This is a genomic window from Kineococcus haloalkalitolerans, assembly GCF_050871905.1.
Lineage (GTDB): Bacteria > Actinomycetota > Actinomycetes > Actinomycetales > Kineococcaceae > Kineococcus.
Genome location: NZ_JBJLSH010000003.1, coordinates 19,164 through 38,257 on the forward strand (window position 1 = coordinate 19,164; position 19,094 = coordinate 38,257).

The window sequence follows — 19,094 nt, forward strand, 5'->3', positions numbered from 1 at the left end:
CGCGGGCGCGGCGCACCGGTCGAGGCACCCGCGGGTGTCCGGTAAGGTGGTGTCCCGCCGCGCACGCGTGGCTCCGGGCCTATAGCTCAGTCGGTTAGAGCGCTTCCCTGATAAGGAAGAGGTCGGAGGTTCAAGTCCTCCTAGGCCCACCCCCGAACCCCGCGGAGGTCCCGGTGAAGAAGCTGCTCGTGGTGGCGGCTGTCGCAGGTGCGGCGTTCGCGTGGCGCCGCAGGGCCTCCTCGAAGGCCGAGCGCGACCTGTGGGCCGAGGCCACCGACACCGTCCGCTGACGACGACGACCCGGTAGCGGGTCACCGCGGGACAGCGGTCCCGGGGGCGTGGCGCAACTGGTAGCGCACCTGCTTTGCAAGCAGGGGGTTAGGGGTTCGAGTCCCCTCGTCTCCACCCTCACGAACGACGGGCCCTCCCCACCGACCGGTGGGGAGGGCCCGTCGTCGTCCCGGGGCGGTCGCCTCAGGACTTCTTCTCGTCGCCCTCCTCGGGCGCCGGCCGCACCTGCGCGTCCTCGGCGGGCGTGCCGCCCTCGGTGTCCAGCTCGGTCTCCACGGCGGCACCGGGGGGCGCCGTCACGGGCGGCGTCGTCGAGCCCGTGGTCGGGTCCACGTCCGTGGTGGTGCTCGTCGCCGAGCCGGTGTCCGAGCCGGCGGAGGACTCCGCGGGGATCTCGGTGGCGACCTCGGAGACCGGCGGGGTCGACGCGGCAGCGGTGCCGGGGGCCGTGGAGGACGGGCTGGGGGCCGGGGCGGGCCCCGTCGCCGGGGACCACGCGGTGCCCGGCGTGGCCCACGGGTCCTCCTCGCCGCGGCGCTTGACGGCGGAGAACGCCGCGGCGCCCACGCCCAGCACGAGCGCCACCAGCAGGACCTTGCGGCCGCGCCCCTTCTTCTTGCGCTTCACCTCGACCTCGCCGCGCAGCACGGCCAGCGCGTCGCTGGAGCGCTTGCCGGCCACCCCGGCGGCCGCCTTGCCCGCCGTGGCGGCACCGGCCGTGGCGGCCAGCGCGGGCGCCGCGGCGTGCTGGGCGCTGGAGGACGCCGACTGCACGGCCTCGCGCACGCGGGGCAGCAGGTCGTCGACCAGCTTGTCCCGGGTGGCGTCGACGGCGGGCGTCACCTTCGCGGCGGCCGCGGCGGCCGCGGGGGCGGCCACGGCCACGGACTTCTCCCAGCCGTCCTTGACGTGCGGGGCGGCCCAGTCGCGGGCGGCGGCGGCGCGGGGCCCGGCCCACTCGGCGGCGTGCCCGACGTGCGGCCCGGCCCAGTCGCGGGCGGCGGCCGCGCGCGGCCCGGCCCACTCGGCGGCGTGCCCGACGTGCGGCCCGGCCCAGGTGCGGGCCGCCGTGGCGGCCTCCTTCGCGCGCTCGACGGCCACCTCGACGGTCGGGTTGACCTTCTCGGCCAGCGCGGTCCCGTGGTCCTTGACCTGGGCCTGCAGGACCTCCGCGCGGGTCTTCCTGTGCGACATCCGTTCCTCCTCCTCGTGCGCTCCGCCCGTCCCGCCGCCGCCGTCTGCTCGCCGGCGGCGGTCCGGGGACTGGTCCGGGTCAACGACGACCCCCAGCCTGTCGTGCCCCGGGCCGCACGGCCAGCGGAGATCACCACCAGACCCCCACGAGCGGACCGGCTCGCCCGACGTCCGGGAGGCCGCCCGCGGGGCCCGTGGGAGGATGGCGGCCATGCACGCGACGCTGCACACCAACCACGGCGACATCCGCCTGGAGCTGTTCGAGAACCACGCCCCCAAGACGGTGGCCAACTTCGTCGGCCTGGCGGAGGGCACCAAGGAGTGGCAGGACCCGGTCAGCGGTGACACGCGGACCGACCCGTTCTACGACGGCCTCACCTTCCACCGCATCATCGACGGCTTCATGGTCCAGGGCGGCTGCCCGCGCGGCGACGGCCGCGGCGGCCCCGGCTACCAGTTCGACGACGAGATCCACCCCGAGCTGCGCTTCGACCGCAAGTACCTGTTCGCCATGGCGAACGCCGGCAAGGTCGGCGGCCGCGGCACCAACGGCTCGCAGTTCTTCATCACCGTCACCGAGACCCCGCACCTCAACGGCAAGCACACGATCTTCGGCGAGGTCGCCGACGACGCCAGCCGCCAGGTCGTCGACGCGATCGCCACGGTGGCGACCGGCCCCGGGGACGCGCCCCGCGAGCCCGTCGTCATCGAGAGCGTCGACGTCGAGCGCTCCTGAGGCCGTCGCGGACCGCGACCTGACGTGAGCACCCCCGGGACCCCACCGACGCCCCCGCCCGGTGGGGTCTCGGTCTGCCCGCGCCACCCCGACCGGGAGAGCTACGTCCGCTGCCAGCGGTGCGGGCGCCCCGCGTGCCCGGACTGCCAGCGCCCGGCCGCGGTGGGCTTCCACTGCGTGGACTGCGTCGCGGAGGCCAACCGGGGCGCGCGCGCCCCGCGCACCACCTTCGGCGGCGCGGTGCGCAGCGGGGACACCGCGGTCACCAAGACGGTCGTCGTGGTGTGCGCGCTGATGTACCTGGCGCAGTTCGTCGTCGACCCGCGGGTGTACGCCTACCTGGTCCTGACCAACCAGGTGTCGGCGTACCCGTGGGCGTTCGCGGCCGGCAACTACTGGCAGCCGCTGACGTCGGCGTTCCTGCACGCCCCGACGCCGATCCACGTGCTGTTCAACATGTACGCGCTGTGGCTGGTGGGGCAGTACCTGGAGCCGCTGCTGGGACGGGCGCGCTTCACGGCTCTGTACCTGCTGTCGGCGCTGGGCGGGGCGGCGGGCGCGACGCTGCTGCCGATGACGGCGGGGGTCAGCACGGTCGGCGCCTCCGGCGCGGTCTTCGGCCTGTTCGGCGCCCTGTTCGTCGTCAACCGGCACCTGGGGCGGCAGTCCGGTCAGGTGCTGGCGCTGGTCGCCATCAACTTCGCCATCGGGGTGTTCGTGCCCGGCATCTCCTGGCAGGCGCACCTGGGCGGGCTGGTCACCGGGGCCGCGGTGGCCGCGGTCCTGGCCCGGACGCGGCGCTCGCCCCGGCTGGTCCAGGCGGCCGGCCTGGGTGCCGTGGCGCTCGTGGTCGTGGCCCTCCTGGCGTACGCGGCGGCCCGCTTCACCCTCTGAGGGGGCCGACAGGGACGTCGTCCACCGGGAGCACCACACCCTGTGGACGGCTCGAGCGTGTTGCCCACAGCTGTCCACAGGGTGTGGACGGACTGGTGGACAACTCCTGTGGACGGGCGACCCGGTCAGGGACGGCCGGCGCCCGCGGGCTCGCCGAGGCCGTCGCGCCCGACACCCGTCGCCGTCCCCGGTGCCGTCCCCGTCGCGGCGCGCTCGCGCTCGGCCAGCCAGCGCCGGGTGTCCTCGGCGACGGCCTCCCAGTAGTCCGGCCGGCCCGCCGGGTGCGGCGCCAGCCAGCCCGTCTCCGCGTGGGTGCACACCGCCGGGTCGGCGGCCGTCAGGGTGCGGCGGCGCGAGGGCCGGCGCAGCGCCCGCAGGTCCACCGCCGCGCGCAGGACCGCGAGGTAGACCCAGCGCGCCGCGCGCTTCGGCACCGGGGACCCGGGCACGGGGTGGTGCACCACCAGGTCGCGCAGCGAGAAGCGGCGCACCCCCTGCAGCGTCAGGCACGTCGTGAGGTCGAAGTCCCCGCCCGACAGGCAGCACAGCACCATCAGCCGGTGGTCCTGGCGCAGGGCGCCCAGCCGCGCGGCGAACGTGCTCGTGGTGCTCTCGTGCGGCACCCAGCGCACGGCGAACTCCGGCAGTTCGGACTCCCCGCGGTTCGCGCGCGGCGGCCGGCGGCCGTCGATGTCGTCGTGGGTGCCGGTGCCGTAGGGCGCCCAGTACTCGCTGCGGCGCCGCCCGGCGGCCGCGACGAGCGAGCGCAGCGCGTCCGGGCGCCACAGGTAGTCGTCCTCGGCCAGCAGCACGACGTCGTCGTCGTCCCAGTCCGAGCGCCGCGCCAGGTCGAGGGCCTTCAGGTAGCTGCGCCGGTTGCTGCCGCCGCGGAAGGTCACGACGCGCCCGCCGGCGCGCATCAGGTCCAGCCGGTCCGCGGACGGCTCGCCGTCGCTGAGGTGGAGCACGTCCACGGGCACGCCGGCCTCCTCGACCGCGCGCGCGAAGGACGCCAGCGCGAGGCGCTTGGAGTACCAGTCCGGCCGGCCCTTGGCGTTCTCCCCGCCGTGCGAGCGGTAGACGACGTGCAGTTGCACCGGAGCTCCCACCTCGCATGAGAGGTCACGCACAGTGACCGAGGACGAGGCCCGACACTACCCTGACGTGACGTCAGGGGGGCGGGTTCACGTCACCCGGACGGCCCCCTCCCGGGGGACGGCCCCCTCCCGGGGGACGGGTCCGCCCGGGTGCGGACGACCACGACGGGCAGCGGCCCGTCAGCGCCAGCGCGTGGTCATCGCGAAGCCGACCAGCACGAGGCCGAAGCCGGCGACGAGGTTCCAGTTGCCGATGTCCGGGACCGGGAAGCGGGCCTGCGTCAGGTAGAAGACGACGATCCACACCAGGCCCAGCAGCATCAGCCCGAGCATGACGAAGACCCACCAGCGGGGCGTCAGCCGGTTGCGGGCCGCCAGCGCGCGGTCGCTGCCGTCGTCGACGACCTCCTCGCGGCGCCGGTCGCGCCGGGAGGGCTTCCCGCCCCCCTCCGCCGCGGCGGGCGAGGCCCCGCCCGCCGGGGTCGTGGCCGCGTCCGCCCCGTCCGTCGTCGCGTCGCGCTGCTTCCTGCGGCGCAGCGGGGAGTCGGGCACGGGGCACCTCCGGGGTCGGCTCGTCTGGTCGGCTCGGCGGTCGACACTGGTTAGCGTAGTCGGAGGACGGTCGGTCACCGGTCGCACGGTGGACGCTGCGCCGACCAGCGGTGACTCGGAGCAACGGCATCGAGCGAGGACGGTCCCCGAGGGGACGGGCGGGAGGCGGACCTGGTGCGGCGACCGTCCCTGCGCCCCCGCCCCGAGCGCGCCGGCAGCCGCCTCGCGGTCGGCGCCGTCTTCGCCGCCGCCGGCCTGCTGTTCGCCACCAGCGCCGTCACCTCCGGCGGTGACGACCTGCGCTCGGACACCCAGGACCTCGGCGCCCTCGTGCGCGAGCGCTCGCGGGCCGTGGAGGACGGCTCGGCGCAGGTGGCGCGGCTGCGCGCGGAGGTGGAGCGGCTCAGCGCCGGCGCCGCCGCGGCCCCCGCCGGCGAACCCTTCACCGACCCGCTCACCGACCCCGCCCTCGGCGCCGCCTCCGGCGCGCTGCCCGTCGAGGGACCCGGCGTGGCGGTCGTCCTCGACGACGCCCCGACCACGGTGCCGCGCCCGGCCGGCGCCGCGCCCGACGACCTCGTCGTGCACCAGCAGGACGTCGAGGCCGTCGTCAACGCGCTGTGGTCGGCGGGCGCGGAGGCCGTGCAGGTGATGGACCAGCGGCTCGTGTCCACGTCCGCGGTCCGGTGCGTGGGCAGCGTCCTCGTGCTGCAGGGCCGCACCTACTCCCCGCCCTACCGCATCGCCGCGATCGGCGACCCGGCGGCGCTGACCGCGGCGCTGGAGACCAGTGCCGCCGTCGCCGTGTACCGCCAGTACGTCGCCGCCTACGGCCTCGGCTACGAGGTCAGCACCGACGGCGCGCTGCGCTTCGAGGCCTACGACGGCCCGCTGGCCCTCGAGCACGCCCGGGCCACCGCGTGAGGGGCCGCGAGGCGCTGCGCCGGACGACCGGCGTCGTCGGGGAGCTGCTCGTGACCGCCGGCGTGCTCACGCTGCTGTTCGTCGCCTGGCAGCTGTGGTGGACCGACCTGTCCAGCGGCCGCGCGCAGGCCGCCACGGTCGCCTCCCTGGAGGAGCGCTGGACCGCCGACGACGCCCCCGGACCCGCGGCCCCCGCGGAGCCGGAACCCGACCCGGAGCCCGACCTCGTGGTGGCGCCGCCGGCGGGGGAGGCCTTCGCCGTCCTGTACGTGCCGCGCTTCGGCGCCGACTACGCCGTGCCCGTCGTCGAGGGCACCGGCACGGAGGAGCTGAAGGACGGCGTCGGCCACTACGAGGAGACGGCCATGCCCGGCGTGGTCGGCAACTTCGCCCTGGCCGGGCACCGCGTCACCTACGGCAAGCCGTTCCACCTCGTCGCCGACCTGCAGGAGGGCGACGCCGTCGTCGTGGGCACCGCGACCCAGTGGTTCACGTACCGGGTGCGCTCCTGGGAGGTGGTGCGGCCCCAGCAGGTGTCCGTCATCGCCCCCGTGCCCGACCGGCCCGGCGAGGAGCCCACCGAGGCGTGGCTGACGATGACGGCCTGCCACCCCATGCACTCCGCGCGCGAGCGCTACGTCGTGCACGCGCTGCTGGAGTCGGTGCAGGACCGCTCGGCGGGCGACCCGCCGGCGCTGGCGGCGGGCTGAGGGGGCGTCCGTGTACGCGTGGTGGTGGCGCCTCCTGCCCGGGCCGTGGTGGCTGCGGGCGCTGGTCAGCCTGCTCGTGGCGGCCGCCGTGGTCGCGGTCTGCTTCACCGTCGTCTTCCCGTACGTCGCCGACCGCCTGGCGATCAACGACGGCACCGTCGACGGGTCCTGACCCGCCCGGGCGAGCCGCGGGGTGTCCCGGCGGGCCGCGCGCCGCCGCGGCTGCGACGATCGGGGTCAGCCGAGCGACCGGAGGACGCGATGTCGACGCCGTCGAACGACCAGGACCCCCAGGGCGGGTACGGCCAGCAGGGTGGGTACGGCCAGCAGGGACAGCCCGGCTACGGGCAGCAGGGCGGGTACGAGCAGCAGCACGGCCAGCAGAGCGGCTACGGCCAGCAGTACGGCGGCCAGCAGTACGGCGGCCAGCAGTACGGCGGGTACGGCAACGAGACCTACGGCGCCGCCCCGCGCAACGGCCTCGGCGTCGCGGCGCTCGTGCTCGGCGTGCTGGCGATCCTGCTGTGCTGGGTGCCGCTGCTGAACTTTGTCGGCATCCTGCTGGGCATCGCCGCGATCGTCACGGGCGTCGTCGCCACCCGCCGCGTGCGGGCCGGGCAGGCCACGAACCGGGGTGTCGCGAAGGCGGGGCTCGTCACCGGTGTGATCGGGACTGTGCTGTGCGTAGGCATCGCGATCGCGTACGTCTTCCTGGGCAACTGGCTGGTCAACAACACCGGCGACTACCAGGCGTGCGTCGAGCAGGCCCAGACGCAGGAGGAGGTCAACGCCTGCCAGCAGCTGCTCCAGGACCAGATCGAGGACCGCATCAGCTGAGGTGAGCCCGTGCTGAGCGGCCTGTGAAGACCTCGCACGCACCCGGCCGGAGCTGACGGATCGGCACCGGCCGGGCGCGCGCGGTCTCGTATCGTCGCGGAGTGCCCACCTCCACCGGCCCCCGGCAGCGCCCCGACCTGCCCGGCGCCGGTCTGACCCCGCGCGGCCGGCACGCCAGCCACCAGCACGGCACGGCGTTCCGCGTCCTGCGGGTCCTGGGCGTCGGTGTCCTCGCGCTGGCGCTCGTGGCGGTCGGCGGCGGCGTGTTCGCCTGGTACCGCCTGCAGGGGAACATCACCGCCCAGGACATCACCGGCTCGCTGGGCGAGCGCCCGTCCGACGAGTCGACCGCGGACCCCACCACCGGCAACGACGCCGTGAACATCCTCGTCATGGGCAGCGACACCCGCGAGCTCGCCGACGGCACCGGGGACCGCTACGCCGGGGACGGCGACGTCGAGGGCGCCCGCTCGGACACCACCGTCCTCGTGCACCTGGCCGCCGACCGCCGCAGCGCGACCCTGGTGAGCATCCCGCGCGACTCCGTCGTGCAGATCCCCGAGTGCCGCGGCGACGACGGGACGACCGTGCCGGCCGAGCGGGGCATGTTCAACGCCGCCTTCACCCGCGGCGGCGCCGCCTGCACCGTGAAGACCGTCGAGTCGCTGACCGGCGTGTACGTCGACCACTACGCCGTCGTCGACTTCGGCGGCTTCCGCTCGATGGTCGACGCGCTGGGCGGGGTGACGGTGTGCACGCCGCGCGACATCGACGACCCGGACTCGGCGCTGACGCTGACGGCGGGCACCCACCACGTCGACGGGGAGACGGCGCTCGCCTACGCGCGGGTGCGGCACATCGGCGACGGCTCGGACCTGTCGCGCATCGACCGCCAGCAGGCGCTGATGTCGTCGATGGTGCAGGAGGTGACGAGCTCGCAGATGCTGCTGCGCCCGGACCGCCTGTACTCCTTCCTCGACGCGGCGACGAAGTCGGTGACCACCGACCGGGAGCTGTCGAGGCTGTCGGAGGTCGTGGGGCTGGCGCAGAGCCTGCAGAAGATGCCGCCGGGCGGGGTGCAGTTCCTCACCGTGCCCAACGAGCCGTACCCGGCGAACCCGGCGCGCGTGCAGTGGACGGCCGCGGCCGACGAGCTGTGGGAGCGGGTGCGCACCGACACGATCGGCGTCCCGACCGAGCAGGACGAGCCGGCGGCCACCCCGACCGCGCAGCCGTCGGAGTCCTCGGCGCTGCTCGTCCCGCCGGACCGGATCGCCGTGCAGGTCCTCAACGTGGGCGCGCCCGCCGGGGCGGCCGGTGCGGCGGCCGAGGCGCTGGGCGCGCAGGGCTTCCAGGTCACCGGCACGGGCGACGCGGAGGCGACGTCGGCGGCCGGCGACGTCCTCGTGCGCTACGGCACGGACCGCCAGGACAGCGCGGCCACGCTGGCCGCGGCCCTCGGCGGGGCGAGGACGCAGCTGGACGCGAGCCTGGGCCGCTCGCTGGTCGTGGAGCTGCGCGCCGCGGTCCCCGTGACGGACGTGCGCGCGCGGGTGACCGGCGGGCCGACGGCGGCCCCGGCGGTGCCCGCCCCCGAGGAGACGTTCACCGGCCGCGTCGCCACCGACGACATCTGCGCCTGACCCCCGTCCCGCGACCCCGGTCCCGCGACCCCCGTCCCGCGACCCCCGTCCCGCGACCCCGGTCCCGCGGACCCGTCTCCGTCCCACCGACCCGACCCCACCGCCGTGATCATGGACGGGTGAACCCTCACCGGCCCGTGATCGCCGTGATCTTGCTGGGACTCCCTGCAAGATCACGGAGGGGGTGGGGCGGTGGGGTCAGGGCAGGGGCTCGACGCGGACGGGGACGCCGGTGGCCAGGGACTCCTGGGCGGCGTCGGCCACCCGCGAGGCGGCCACCGCGTCCTCGGGCGTGCACAGCTCGCCCTCCACCCCGCGCACGAGGTCGGCGAAGGCGGCGACCTCGGCCCGGTAGGCGTCGGCGAAGCGCTCGGCGAACGTCAGGTGCGGCGGGCCGGCGGGGAAGGTCACCCCGGGCTCGGCCGAGCGCAGCGCCGCCCGCTCGTCCAGGCCGACGAGCAGGGTGGCGAGCGAGCCCTGCAGCTCCAGGCGCACGTCGTGCCCGCCGCCGTTGTAGCGGGAGGCGCTGACGACGGCGAGGGTGCCGTCGTCGAGGGTGCACACGGCCAGGGCGGAGTCCACGTCGCCGACGGCGCCGATGGCCGGGTCGCCGTTGTTGCTGCCGCGGGCGGACACCTCGACGACCTCGCGGCCGGTGATCCAGCGGATGACGTCGAAGTCGTGGACGCTGCAGTCGCGGAACAGGCCGCCGGAGGTGGCGAGGAAGGCGACGGGCGGCGGGGTGACGTCGCAGGTGACGGCCCTGATCGAGTGCAGCCAGCCGAGCTCGCCGGCCGCGTGGGCGCGCTTGGCCTCCAGGTAGCCGGCGTCGTAGCGGCGCTGGTGGCCGATGCGCACGACGCCGCCGCGGGCGGCGACGTGCTCCAGGACGGGCAGCGACAGGGCGACGTCGGGCGCGACGGGCTTCTCGCACAGCACCGGCACGCCGGCGTCGACACCGGCGAGGACCAGCTCGGGGTGCTGGGCGGTGCCGGTGGCCACGACCAGCCCGTCGATCCCGGCCGCGAGCAGGGCGGCCGTGTCGGGCGCGGCGTCGCAGCCGAGCTCGTCGGCCACCGCGCGGGCGCGGTCGGCGTCCACGTCGGCGACCGTCAGGCGCCCCACGCCGGGGGTGGTGACGAGGTTGCGGGCGTGCATCACACCGATGCGGCCGACGCCGGCGAGGCCGAGGTGCAGGTCGGACACGGATCCTCCTGAGTCGTCGTCGAGTCGTTGGACCGGTCCAACGGAGGTACGGTCCGACCCGGGAGGCACCGGTGTCAAGCCGGTGCCGCGGACGACGGGGAGGAGGTGAGCGGGTGGGCCGTCCGACGATCCGCAGCGTGGCAGCTCGCGCCGGGGTGTCCAAGTCGCTCGTCTCGCTCGTCCTGCAGGGCTCGCCGCGCGTCAGCGAGGAGCGCCGACGCGCCGTCCTGCGCGCCGTCGAGGACCTCGGCTACCGCCCCGACCCGGCCGCCCGCAGCCTCGCCGAGCGCCGCACCCGCACCGTCGGCCTCGTCGTCGACGACCTGCGCAACCCGTGGTTCGTCGACCTCCTCGACGGCCTGCGCCCCGTGCTCGCCGCCGCCGACCTGCGGCCCGTCCTCGCCGACAGCCACCGCGAGCCGGACGCCGCCCGCACCCTGGCGCTGCTGCGCGTGGACGGTCTCGTCGTCGTCGGCACGCCGTCGGACCCGGCCGCCGTCGACGAGGTCGCCGCCGACGTGCCGACGGTCCTGGCCGGTACCCGCGAGGTGGTCACCGCCCCCGCCGACCTCGTCGCCGACGACGGGGAGGCCGGGGTGGCCGCCGTCGTAGACCATCTGCTGGCGCTGGGTCACCGCCACCTCGGGCACGTCGCCGGCTCCGGGGCCGTCGGCCGGCTGCGCCGCGACGCCTTCACCGCCCGGGTGCGCGCGGCCGGCGCGCGCGCCGACGTCGTGGAGGCCGACATGACCGAGGAGGCCGGCTACCGCGCCGGGCGCGAGCTGCTCGCGCGCGCCGAGCGGCCCACCGCCGTCCTGGCCGCCAACGACCTGTCCGCCGTGGGGGTGCTCGCGGCCGCCGACGCGGCCGGGCTGTCCGTGCCCGGGGACGTGTCGGTCGCCGGCTACGACGACACTTCGCTGGCCCGGTTGCGGGCGGTGTCGCTGACCAGCGTGGACAACGCCGCCCGCACGGTGGGCGCCCTGGCCGGGGAGCTGCTGCTGGCCCGCACGGCCGACCCGGCGCGCCCGTCGTCCACGCGGCTGGTGCCGCCGCGGCTGGTGGTGCGCCGCAGCACCGCGCCCCCGCCCGCGGGGTGAGCCGGCGGGCAGCCCGGCGAGGATGGGCGGGTGCTCGACGCGCCGACCGGTCCCTGCCCGTGCTCCTCGGGGGAGGTGTACCCCGCCTGCTGCGGCCGCTGGCACGCCGGCGAGCCCGCCCCCACGGCGGAGGCGCTGATGCGCTCGCGGTACACGGCGTTCGTGCTGCGCGACGCGGCGTACCTGCTCGCCACGTGGGACCCGGCCACCCGCCCGGAGGACCTGGAGCTGGACGACGACGTGCGCTGGCTGCGCCTGCTCGTCCTGGGCACCACGGGCGGCGGCCCCTTCGACGACGAGGGCACCGTCGCGTTCGAGGCGCACCACCGCCGCGGCGGTGAGCGCGCGGTGCTGCGCGAGGACTCCCTGTTCCAGCGCGCGCGCGACCCGCGACACGGCCGGACCTGGCGCTACGTCGGCCCGCGGTGAACGATCGGAGGACCAGGTGCTGCCCCGACGCCGAGGCATGACCCCCCTCGCGCCGGGGTACGTCCCTGGTGACCCACCGTGATCTCGCGAGGGAGGCACCACCGTGAAGCTGGACTGGCTCAAGCCCGTCGCCGTCGACCCCGGACCCCACGTCGCCGTCTACGCCGACGTGTCGCGCAACAACGAGACCGGCGCCCACGAGATCGACCTGCGCTGGCGCGACGCGCGCGACGAGCTGAGCGCCCAGGGCGCCCCGTCCGCCGCGCTGGAGGCCCTCGACGAGGTCGCCGGCGAGCCGGTCGAGGTCGGCGGGCGCGTGGGGCGCGCGCTGGTCGCCTCCGCGCAGGGGGTGGAGCTGGACGTCCTGCTGCCCGACCCGCCGCTGCGCGACGAGGCCACCACCGGCCGGGTCGCGCACCTCATGCCGCTGGTGCGCTCGCTGGCCGACGACGTGCGCTACGTGCTCGTCGAGCTGGACCGGGCCGGCGCCGACATCACCGTCAGCCGCTCCGACAGCCCGCGCGGCGGGGAGAAGCGGACGGTCGAGGGCGGGCACGACGTCCTGCACAAGATCCCCGGCGGGGGCTGGTCGGCGCTGCGCTACCAGCGCCGCGTGGAGGACAGCTGGGACGCCAACGCCGGCGCCGTCGCCGACGCGCTGGCCGACCTCGTGCGCACCGAGCACCCGGAGGTCGTCCTGCTGACCGGGGACGTCAAGGCCGCGGCGGCGCTGCGGGACAAGGCGGCCAAGCCGGTGCTGGAGCTGCTGGCCGACGTCCCGGGCGGCAGCCGCCACGCGGGCGCGAAGGAGGACGCGTTCGCCGCCGCGGTCGCCGAGGCGCTGGAGGTGGTGCGCCGACGCCGGCGCGACGCCCTCGTCGACGAGTTCGAGCAGGAGATCGGTCGCACCCGCACCGGGCAGGGCCCGGACGGCGCCGGTGGCGCGGGCCGGGCCGTGGAGGGGATGCGCGCGGTCGTCGGGGCGCTGAGCCGCGGCCAGGTGCGCACCCTGCTGCTGCGCGACGACCCCACGTCCGACCTGCGGCTGTGGATCGGCGACGACCCCACGCAGGTCGCCACCACGGACGAGGACCTGCGGGCGATGGGCGTCAGCGACCCGCTGGAGGTGCGCGCCGACGCCGCGCTGCTGCGGGCGCTCGCCGCCACGGACGCCGAGATCGAGCTGGTCGCCGAGCGCCCGGTCATGGACGGCGGCATCGGCGCGGTCCTGCGCTACGCCGACCCGTCCACGGCGGGCTGAGCGGCGGGCTGAGCTCCCCGGCGGAGGGGCCGGGGGCGGTCGGTAGCGTGCGCGCATGCCGCACCTGCTGCACCTCGACTCCTCCGCCGACCTGACCTCCTCGCGCTCGCGGGCGCTGACCGCCGAGTTCGCGCGCGCCTGGGCGGCGCGCGGCGAGGGGTTCACGACGACGTACCGGGACCTGCACCGCGACCCGCTGCCGCACCTGGCGGACTCCGAGCTGCACTGGACGCCGGCGGACCGCCGGCCGGGCGCGCAGGTGCCCGCGGACGCCGAGGCGCTGCAGCGCACGATCGTCGACGAGCTGCTGGCCGCGGACGTCCTGCTGGTGGGGGCGCCGCTGTACAACTACACGGTCCCCTCGACGCTGAAGGTGTGGCTGGACAACGTCCACGTGCCGGGCCTGCTGACGGGTGCCGGCACGCAGCCGCTGGCGGGTCGCAAGGCCGTGGTGGTCAGCAGCCGCGGCGCCGTCTACGACGCGGGCACGCCCACCGAGACGTGGGACCACGGCGTGCCCGTCCTGCGGATCATCCTGGGCGAGGCGTTCGGGATGGACGTGGAGGTGGTGCAGACCAGCATCACGCTGGCCCACCGCGTGCCGGACCTGGCCGTGCACGCCGAGCGCAGCGACGCGGAGCTCGCGGCGGCCCGCGAGCGCCTGGCGGAGCTGGGCGCGACCCTCTGACGCCGCGCCCGGGCCGCCCGGGTCAGCGGGGTTCGGCGGGGACGTCCACCGCGCTCGCGGCGACGATCTCCTGCAGCGCGGCGACGTGGTCGCGGTAGGCCCGCTGCCCCCGGCGGGTCAGCGACAGCCACACCCGCCGGGAGTCGCCGCCGTGGCGGCCCTGGCTGACGTAGCCGGCCTCGACGAGGGCGGCGACCTGCTTGCTCAGCGCCGACGGGCTGAGGTCGAGGTGCTCCTTGACCACGGACAGCTCCAGGGTGGTGCCGGCCGCGAGCAGGGCGCAGATGCGCAGGCGGTGCGCCGGGTGGATGACCGGGTCCAGCGCCGGGCTCACGCGGTCCGCCGGGGGCTGCCGGTGGAGCGGCGGTGCACCACGCCCGCGGCGAGGTAGCCGACGGTGGCCGCGACGGCGAGGGCGAGGACGGGCCAGGCGGCGGTGGTGACCTCGGCGACGAGGAGGGCGGCCAGGGCGCAGAGGCCGGACGCGGCGACGAGGGCGATGAACAGCCGGCTGGTGGGCAGGGTCCACGGGGTGCCCATCCGGTACCCGGCGGTCGTGTTGACCCCCACGATCGTGAAGCAGACGGCGGTGAAGACGAGGTTGCGGTCCTCCTGGAGCAGGGCGGTCGACGCCAGCGCGCCGAGCAGCAGCGCGTTGACGGGGTAGATCCAGGTGGGCCACGGGGTGTCGCGCACGGCGCGCTGGGCCTGCTGGACGTCGGCCAGGGCAGCGCGGGCCTCGGCGGCGTCGGGGGTGCGGTCGATGCTTTCCATGTCGGCAACCATCGCAGATGTTTTCCGCGATGGCAACCGTTGAGCAGGTGGAAACAGTCCGTCCCGCGCGTCCGGGTGAGTCCGCGTGAAGCGGTTGACAAGCCCTCGCGCGGCGTCGTCTCCTGGACGCACCCATCCAGAGCGGCCGAGAGACTTGGCTCGACGACGCCGCAGCAACCGCCCCCCGGGGACCGGTGCTTCCGCCAAGACCGATGGAGGACACCGTGGAGAGCACCACGACCCCGACCACCGGCGCGCCCCTGACGCGGCGGCGGCACGTCGACCTCGTGCGCACGGCCGGCGGGACCTGTCGGGCCTGACCAGGCCCCCGTCCCGTCCCGCTGCGCACCCCCGAGAGGTCCCTCGTGCCCACCACCCCCGTCGACCCCGCGCGCCCGTGGGGCTTCGCCACCGAGCAGGTCCACGCCGGCGCCGAACCGGACGACGTCCACGGCGCCCGGATCCCGCCCGTGCACCTGACCGCCGGTTTCGTCTTCCGCGACTTCGAGGACGCCCGCGCCCGCTTCGCCGGCGACGACGACGGCTACGTCTACTCGCGCCTGGCCAACCCGACCCTGACCGCCGTCGAGCGGCGGGTCGCCCGCCTGGAGGGCGGGCGCGACGCGCTGCTCGTCGGCAGCGGCCAGGCCGCCGTGACCGTCGCCCTGCTGGGCCTGCTCGGCGCCGGCGACCACCTGCTGTCCGCGGCCAGCGTCTACGAGGGCTCGCGCGGGCTGTTCCGCGAGAACTTCGCGCGGATGGGCGTCGCGGTGGACTTCGTGCCCACCGGCGCCGACGGCGGCACCGACCTCGACGCGTGGCGCCGGCTGCTGCGGCCCACGACGCGCGCGGTGTTCCTGGAGTCGATCCCCAACCCCAAGAACGACGTGCCCGACCTGCGGGCGGTGGCCGACCTGGCCCACGAGCGCGGCGTGCCCGTCGTCGTCGACAACACCCTGGCCACCCCGTACCTGCTGCGCCCGCTGGAGCACGGCGCGGACGTCGTCGTCCACTCGGCCAGCAAGTTCCTCGCCGGGCACGGCGCCGCCCTCGGCGGCGTCGTCGTGGTGGGGGAGGGCTTCGACTGGGCGGCCGGCGGGCGCTACCCGCACCTGGTCGACCGCTCGTCCGGGCCCAGCTGGACCGACCGGTACGGCCCGCGCGCCTACGCCGAGCACGCGCGCCAGGTCGTCGCCGCCCGGCTCGGGCCGACGCTCTCGCCCGTCAACGCGTTCCTGCTGCAGCAGGGCCTGGAGACGCTGTCGCTGCGGGTGTCCCGGCACGTCGCCACCGCGCTGACCCTGGCGCGCTGGCTGGAGCAGCAGCCGGAGGTCGTCGCCGTCGACCACGCCGGACTGGCCTCCAGCCCCTCGCACGCGCTCGCGCAGCGGTACCTGCCGCGCGGCGCCGGGTCGGTGTTCTCGGTGACGGTGGCCGGCGGGGAGGACGGTGCCCGCGCCTTCGTCGACGCCGTGCGGCTGTTCACCCGCATGTCGCACCTCGGGGACGTGCGCTCCCTCGTGCTGCACCCGGCCTCGACCTCGCACGCGCACCGCAGCCCGGCCGAGCGCGCGGCCGCGGGCATCTGGCCGGGCCTGCTGCGCCTGTCGATCGGGCTGGAGGAACCGGAGGACCTGCTGGCCGACCTGCGCCTGGCCCTGGACGCCGTGCGCGACGCGGTGGCCGAGGCAGCGGCGCCGAGGCCGGTGGGCGCCGCGGTGCCCGCCCTCGTGGCGGCGGGGGTCCTCTGATGGCGCGGCTGCAGCACCTCGGCTGGTTCTTCTCCCGCGGCTTCGGCCCCCAGGGCTGGGGCCACCCCCACCACGGCTGGGGCGACGACTGGACGCGGCCGGACCTGTACGTGCGGGCCGTGCAGGAGCTGGAGCAGGCCGGGCTGGACCTCGTCGTGTGCGAGGACGCCGTCTCGCTGGGCGACCCGCGCACGCTGGACCTGCGGGTGCGCGCCGCCTACGGCGGGCCCAAGCACGACCCGCTGCTGCTGGCGCCGTACCTGTTCGCCGCGACCCGGCACATCGGCGTCGTGCCGACGGTCAACGCGGGCATCACCCCGCCGTACCTGGCGGCCCGGCAGGCCGCCACCCTGCAGCACCTGTCCGCGGGCCGGTTCGGGATCAACCTGGTCACCGACTCCGGCTCGGCCCGCCACGTCGGCCTGCAGCCCGTCCCGCACGGCGTCGCGTACGACCGCGCGACCGAGTGGGTCGACGTGGTCCGCGAGCTGTGGCGCAGCTGGGACGACGGCGCCCTCGTCGCCGACGCCGCCACGGGCCGCTTCGCCGACGGCGGCCGCATCCGCGCCCTGGAGCACCGCGGGGAGCACTTCCGCCTCGACGGCCCCCTCAACGCGCTGCCGTTCGAGTCGCTGGGCGAGCCCGTCGTCGTCTCCCCGGGCGGCTCGCCGCGCGGGCTGGCGTTCGCGGGCTCCCGCTCGGACGTGCAGCTGGCGCTCGCCCCCCTGGACGTGGCGAGCGTGCGCGCCTACCGCGCCCGCGTGCTGGCCGCGGCCGCCGAGGCCGGGCGCGAGGCCGGCGACGTGCGGGTCCTGTTCGTCGTGAAACCGGAGCTGGTCGCCAGCGCCGAGGAGGCCGACCGCGTCGTCGCCGCCTCGCGGACGCCCGGCGAGGACGTCCTGCGCGCGGTGGCGCTGGCCTGGTCCAGCGACCTGGAGACCGACCTGACGGCGCTGCCGCTGGACGAGCCCCTGCGCGACGACGTCTTCGCCGACCACGTCTCGCGCGGCACCATCGCCGGCCTGCGCGCGGGCGCCGACCCCGACGCGCCCCTGCGCGAGCTGCTGGCCCGCAAGGCCCGCAAGGGCCGGCTCGCCGACCGCTCCGGGCTGGTCGGCACGGCCCAGGAGTTCGCCGACCTCGTGGAGGAGTTCGGCGAGGACGCGGACAACGACGGGTTCCTGCTGTCGGGGGACCTGCACCCGGTGACCGTGCACCGCTTCCTCGACGACCTCGTGCCCGTCCTGCGCCGGCGCGGGCTGCTGCGCACGTCGTTCGGGCGCGGGGGGCTGCGGGAGAACCTCTTCGACTTCTGAGGCGGCCGGCGACGACGGCGCCACCGCGCAGCGCCCTCCAGCGCGCGCCGGTCCGCGCCGCGGGTGGTCTCCTGGCCCGGGAGGACGACCGTCCCCCGCTGTACCGCCGACGCCGGAGGTCCCGTGCCTGCCGTCCCCACCGCTGCCGCCGGCCCCGGGCGTCCGGGGAGGGGGCGCCGGACGTGGGGCGGTGTCGTGCGCCGCCTCGCGCAGGTCGCCCTCGGCGTCGTCCTGCTCGGCGCGGGCACCGGCCACCTGACGACCCTGCGCCGGGAGTTCCAGGCGCAGGTGCCGCCGTGGCTGCCGCTGGACGCGGACCTCGTCGTCGTCGCCTCCGGCGTCGTCGAGATCGCCCTCGGCGCGGCCCTGCTCGCCGTCCACCGCCAGCCCGCGCGCGCCGTCACCGGCGCCGTCGTGGCGGCGTTCTTCGTCGCGGTCTTCCCCGGCAACGTCTCGCAGTACCTCACCGGTACCGACGCCTTCGGCCTGGACACGGACACCGCCCGCGCGGCGCGGCTGGCCGGGCAGCCGGTCCTCGTCCTGTGGGCGCTGTGGTCGACGCGGGCGTGGGGCACCTGGCGGGAGCGGCGGGCCGCCAGCGGGCGCTGACGCCTCGTCACCCGCTGGTCACCGGGGAGCTACGCGGAGTGGTTGCGCCGCGGGCGCGGTGATCGGCATGCTGTGCGCCGCCCGAGCGGCACGGCTCCCACCGGGACGCCCGTCGTCACCGCTCGCCGTCGAGAGGGTGGACCCCCCGTGCTGCGTGCCCCGTCGCTCCCCGCCCGCCTGCCCGCCCTGGTGGCCGCCGCCGTCACCGGCGGCGCGCTGCTGGCCGCCGCCGCACCCGCCGCCGCGGCCCCGACGGCCTGCTCGGACGTGGAGGTCGTCTTCGCCCGCGGCACCGGCGAGACGCCCGGCCTGGGCATCACGGGCGGGCCGTTCGTGCGGGCGCTGACCAGCGAGCTGTCCGACCGGACCGTCACCTCGCACGCCGTGGACTACGCCGCCAACTCCTCCCAGACCAGCGCCGGCCCGGGTGCCACCGCGATGAGCGCGCGCGTGCGCGAGGTCGCCGCGGCCTGCCCGTCCACCGTCTTCGTCCTCGGCGGCTACTCGCAGGGCGCCACCGTCACCGACATCGCCGTGGGCATCCGCACCGGCACCACCACCGGCACCCCGGTGCCCGCCGAGCTGGCCGGCCGCGTGGCCGCCGTCGTCGTCTTCGGCAACCCCCTGGGCCTGAGCGGGCGCACCATCGCCACCGCCAGCACCACGTACGGGCCGAAGTCGAAGGACTACTGCAACAGCAGCGACAGCGTGTGCGGCAGCGCCCCCAAGACCGGCACCGGCGGGCACCTCAGCTACGCCAGCAACGGCTCCACGACCGACGGGGCCCGCTTCGCCGCCGGCCTGGTGCGCGCCGCCGGCACCCCCACGACCCCGACGCCCGGCCCGACCCCGGCGCCGACCCCCACCTGCGTGCGCGACAGCACCCGCGACCACGTGGCCGCCGACCGCGCCGTCGACGTCCTCGGCCGCGCCTACGCCCGCGGCACGCGCGACAGCCTCGGCTACACCAGCAGCTTCAACGTCGTCTCGCTGCGCCAGGTCGACGGCGGCTGGGAGCGCGTCCTCAGCTGCTGAGCGCGCCCGCCGACGATCACCGTTCCGCTGCGCGACGGTGGCGGCTC

The 19,094-nt window shown here is 76.5% G+C and carries 23 protein-coding genes, 2 tRNA genes and 1 riboswitch; of the genes, 19 read left to right on the forward strand and 6 right to left on the reverse strand.

From position 1 onward, the window contains the following. Positions 1 to 75 precede the first annotated feature (75 nt). The 3 genes from ACRYMY_RS02025 (at position 76) to ACRYMY_RS02035 (ending at position 405) form a co-directional block, all read left to right on the forward strand. Positions 76 to 149: transfer RNA gene (locus tag ACRYMY_RS02025), tRNA-Ile, on the forward strand. Positions 150 to 173: 24 nt separating this feature from the next. Next, positions 174 to 290 carry a DLW-39 family protein gene (locus ACRYMY_RS02030; RefSeq protein ID WP_432545600.1) on the forward strand — a complete coding sequence of 39 codons (117 nt, stop codon included), beginning with the start codon at positions 174 to 176 and terminating at the stop codon, positions 288 to 290. 42 nt (positions 291 to 332) lie between these two features. Continuing rightward, positions 333 to 405: transfer RNA gene (locus ACRYMY_RS02035), tRNA-Ala, on the forward strand. A gap of 69 nt (positions 406 to 474) precedes the next feature. Here ACRYMY_RS02035 and ACRYMY_RS02040 read toward each other — a convergent pair. After that, positions 475 to 1,485 carry a hypothetical protein gene (locus ACRYMY_RS02040; RefSeq protein ID WP_432545601.1) on the reverse strand — a complete coding sequence of 337 codons (1,011 nt, stop codon included), beginning with the start codon at positions 1,483 to 1,485 and terminating at the stop codon, positions 475 to 477. Between the two features lie 202 nt (positions 1,486 to 1,687). On the opposite strand from ACRYMY_RS02040, the gene ACRYMY_RS02045 reads away from it, so the two are divergent. Then, on the forward strand, positions 1,688 to 2,221 hold the full coding sequence (locus ACRYMY_RS02045) for a peptidylprolyl isomerase (RefSeq protein ID WP_432545602.1): 534 nt from the start codon (positions 1,688 to 1,690) through the stop codon (positions 2,219 to 2,221). A gap of 177 nt (positions 2,222 to 2,398) precedes the next feature. Beyond that, on the forward strand, positions 2,399 to 3,115 hold the full coding sequence (locus ACRYMY_RS02050; RefSeq protein ID WP_432545603.1) for a rhomboid family intramembrane serine protease: 717 nt from the start codon (positions 2,399 to 2,401) through the stop codon (positions 3,113 to 3,115). 125 nt (positions 3,116 to 3,240) lie between these two features. Here the strand turns inward: ACRYMY_RS02050 and ACRYMY_RS02055 are convergent, their stop codons facing one another. Continuing rightward, the gene (locus ACRYMY_RS02055; protein WP_432545604.1) at positions 3,241 to 4,212 is read right to left on the reverse strand and encodes a hypothetical protein; all 972 of its coding nucleotides are present in this window, start codon (positions 4,210 to 4,212) and stop codon (positions 3,241 to 3,243) included. Positions 4,213 to 4,392: 180 nt separating this feature from the next. Beyond that, positions 4,393 to 4,764, reverse strand: a complete 372-nt coding sequence (locus tag ACRYMY_RS02060; protein ID WP_432545605.1) for a cell division protein CrgA — start codon at positions 4,762 to 4,764, stop codon at positions 4,393 to 4,395. Positions 4,765 to 4,938: 174 nt separating this feature from the next. Between ACRYMY_RS02060 and ACRYMY_RS02065 the strand changes: the two genes are divergently transcribed. The 5 genes from ACRYMY_RS02065 to ACRYMY_RS02085 all read left to right on the forward strand — a co-directional run bounded on the left by ACRYMY_RS02065 (position 4,939) and on the right by ACRYMY_RS02085 (position 8,878). Next, positions 4,939 to 5,688: a DUF881 domain-containing protein gene (locus ACRYMY_RS02065; protein ID WP_432545606.1), complete on the forward strand. Its 750-nt coding sequence runs from the start codon at positions 4,939 to 4,941 to the stop codon at positions 5,686 to 5,688. After that, on the forward strand, positions 5,685 to 6,398 hold the full coding sequence (locus ACRYMY_RS02070) for a class E sortase (protein ID WP_432545607.1): 714 nt from the start codon (positions 5,685 to 5,687) through the stop codon (positions 6,396 to 6,398). Before ACRYMY_RS02065 ends, ACRYMY_RS02070 begins: the two co-directional genes overlap by 4 nt. 10 nt (positions 6,399 to 6,408) lie before the next feature. Continuing rightward, positions 6,409 to 6,570 carry a hypothetical protein gene (locus ACRYMY_RS02075; RefSeq protein ID WP_432545608.1) on the forward strand — a complete coding sequence of 54 codons (162 nt, stop codon included), beginning with the start codon at positions 6,409 to 6,411 and terminating at the stop codon, positions 6,568 to 6,570. A gap of 89 nt (positions 6,571 to 6,659) precedes the next feature. After that, on the forward strand, positions 6,660 to 7,235 hold the full coding sequence (locus ACRYMY_RS02080) for a DUF4190 domain-containing protein (RefSeq protein ID WP_432545609.1): 576 nt from the start codon (positions 6,660 to 6,662) through the stop codon (positions 7,233 to 7,235). A 101-nt stretch (positions 7,236 to 7,336) separates the two neighbouring features. Continuing rightward, on the forward strand, positions 7,337 to 8,878 hold the full coding sequence (locus ACRYMY_RS02085; protein ID WP_432545610.1) for an LCP family protein: 1,542 nt from the start codon (positions 7,337 to 7,339) through the stop codon (positions 8,876 to 8,878). Between the two features lie 198 nt (positions 8,879 to 9,076). Here ACRYMY_RS02085 and ACRYMY_RS02090 read toward each other — a convergent pair whose 3' ends face one another. Continuing rightward, positions 9,077 to 10,084: a Gfo/Idh/MocA family protein gene (locus tag ACRYMY_RS02090; protein ID WP_432545611.1), complete on the reverse strand. Its 1,008-nt coding sequence runs from the start codon at positions 10,082 to 10,084 to the stop codon at positions 9,077 to 9,079. 137 nt (positions 10,085 to 10,221) lie between these two features. Here ACRYMY_RS02090 and ACRYMY_RS02095 point away from each other — a divergent pair, with 137 nt between their 5' ends. The 4 genes from ACRYMY_RS02095 to ACRYMY_RS02110 all read left to right on the forward strand — a co-directional run bounded on the left by ACRYMY_RS02095 (position 10,222) and on the right by ACRYMY_RS02110 (position 13,562). Further along, on the forward strand, positions 10,222 to 11,184 hold the full coding sequence (locus tag ACRYMY_RS02095) for a LacI family DNA-binding transcriptional regulator (protein ID WP_432545612.1): 963 nt from the start codon (positions 10,222 to 10,224) through the stop codon (positions 11,182 to 11,184). Positions 11,185 to 11,214: 30 nt separating this feature from the next. Next, positions 11,215 to 11,613, forward strand: a complete 399-nt coding sequence (locus ACRYMY_RS02100) for a YchJ family protein (protein WP_432545613.1) — start codon at positions 11,215 to 11,217, stop codon at positions 11,611 to 11,613. Positions 11,614 to 11,716: 103 nt separating this feature from the next. Continuing rightward, entirely contained in the window at positions 11,717 to 12,874 is a 1,158-nt protein-coding gene (locus ACRYMY_RS02105) for a baeRF2 domain-containing protein (RefSeq protein ID WP_432545614.1), read from the forward strand. Between the two features lie 55 nt (positions 12,875 to 12,929). Further along, the gene (locus ACRYMY_RS02110) at positions 12,930 to 13,562 is read left to right on the forward strand and encodes an FMN-dependent NADH-azoreductase (RefSeq protein ID WP_432545615.1); all 633 of its coding nucleotides are present in this window, start codon (positions 12,930 to 12,932) and stop codon (positions 13,560 to 13,562) included. Between the two features lie 22 nt (positions 13,563 to 13,584). Here ACRYMY_RS02110 and ACRYMY_RS02115 read toward each other — a convergent pair whose 3' ends face one another. Together ACRYMY_RS02115 and ACRYMY_RS02120 are read right to left on the reverse strand one after the other, a co-directional pair. Further along, positions 13,585 to 13,896, reverse strand: coding sequence for a MarR family winged helix-turn-helix transcriptional regulator (locus ACRYMY_RS02115; protein WP_432545616.1), 312 nt, complete (start codon positions 13,894 to 13,896; stop codon positions 13,585 to 13,587). Then, the gene (locus tag ACRYMY_RS02120) at positions 13,893 to 14,336 is read right to left on the reverse strand and encodes a hypothetical protein (protein ID WP_432545617.1); all 444 of its coding nucleotides are present in this window, start codon (positions 14,334 to 14,336) and stop codon (positions 13,893 to 13,895) included. The genes ACRYMY_RS02115 and ACRYMY_RS02120 overlap by 4 nt, the downstream gene beginning before the upstream one ends. Positions 14,337 to 14,465: 129 nt before the next feature. Beyond that, positions 14,466 to 14,555: riboswitch (SAM riboswitch) on the forward strand. Between the two features lie 5 nt (positions 14,556 to 14,560). Between ACRYMY_RS02120 and ACRYMY_RS02125 the strand changes: the two genes are divergently transcribed. The 5 genes from ACRYMY_RS02125 (at position 14,561) to ACRYMY_RS02145 (ending at position 19,047) form a co-directional block, all read left to right on the forward strand. Then, positions 14,561 to 14,656 (forward strand): putative leader peptide, encoded by a 96-nt coding sequence (locus ACRYMY_RS02125; protein WP_432545618.1) that lies wholly within the window; start codon positions 14,561 to 14,563, stop codon positions 14,654 to 14,656. A 45-nt stretch (positions 14,657 to 14,701) separates the two neighbouring features. Beyond that, complete coding sequence (locus ACRYMY_RS02130) at positions 14,702 to 16,087, forward strand: O-acetylhomoserine aminocarboxypropyltransferase/cysteine synthase family protein (RefSeq protein WP_432545619.1); 1,386 nt, start codon at positions 14,702 to 14,704, stop codon at positions 16,085 to 16,087. Continuing rightward, positions 16,087 to 17,403 (forward strand): LLM class flavin-dependent oxidoreductase, encoded by a 1,317-nt coding sequence (locus ACRYMY_RS02135; RefSeq protein ID WP_432545620.1) that lies wholly within the window; start codon positions 16,087 to 16,089, stop codon positions 17,401 to 17,403. The genes ACRYMY_RS02130 and ACRYMY_RS02135 overlap by 1 nt, the downstream gene beginning before the upstream one ends. A gap of 195 nt (positions 17,404 to 17,598) precedes the next feature. Beyond that, positions 17,599 to 18,012 carry a DoxX family protein gene (locus tag ACRYMY_RS02140; RefSeq protein WP_432545621.1) on the forward strand — a complete coding sequence of 138 codons (414 nt, stop codon included), beginning with the start codon at positions 17,599 to 17,601 and terminating at the stop codon, positions 18,010 to 18,012. A 147-nt stretch (positions 18,013 to 18,159) separates the two neighbouring features. After that, positions 18,160 to 19,047: a cutinase family protein gene (locus tag ACRYMY_RS02145; RefSeq protein ID WP_432545622.1), complete on the forward strand. Its 888-nt coding sequence runs from the start codon at positions 18,160 to 18,162 to the stop codon at positions 19,045 to 19,047. The last annotated feature ends 47 nt before the right edge of the window (positions 19,048 to 19,094 follow it).

Bases quoted from the DNA above. Each gene is read 5' to 3' on its own strand.
- ACRYMY_RS02040 (WP_432545601.1), bottom strand. From the start codon at position 1,485: ATGTCGCACAGGAAGACCCGCGCGGAGGTCCTGCAGGCCCAGGTCAAG.
- ACRYMY_RS02045 (WP_432545602.1), top strand. From the start codon at position 1,688: ATGGCGGCCATGCACGCGACGCTGCACACCAACCACGGCGACATCCGC.
- ACRYMY_RS02120 (WP_432545617.1), bottom strand. From the start codon at position 14,336: ATGGAAAGCATCGACCGCACCCCCGACGCCGCCGAGGCCCGCGCTGCC.
- ACRYMY_RS02135 (WP_432545620.1), top strand. From the start codon at position 16,087: ATGGCGCGGCTGCAGCACCTCGGCTGGTTCTTCTCCCGCGGCTTCGGC.
- ACRYMY_RS02110 (WP_432545615.1), top strand. From the start codon at position 12,930: ATGCCGCACCTGCTGCACCTCGACTCCTCCGCCGACCTGACCTCCTCG.
- ACRYMY_RS02080 (WP_432545609.1), top strand. From the start codon at position 6,660: ATGTCGACGCCGTCGAACGACCAGGACCCCCAGGGCGGGTACGGCCAG.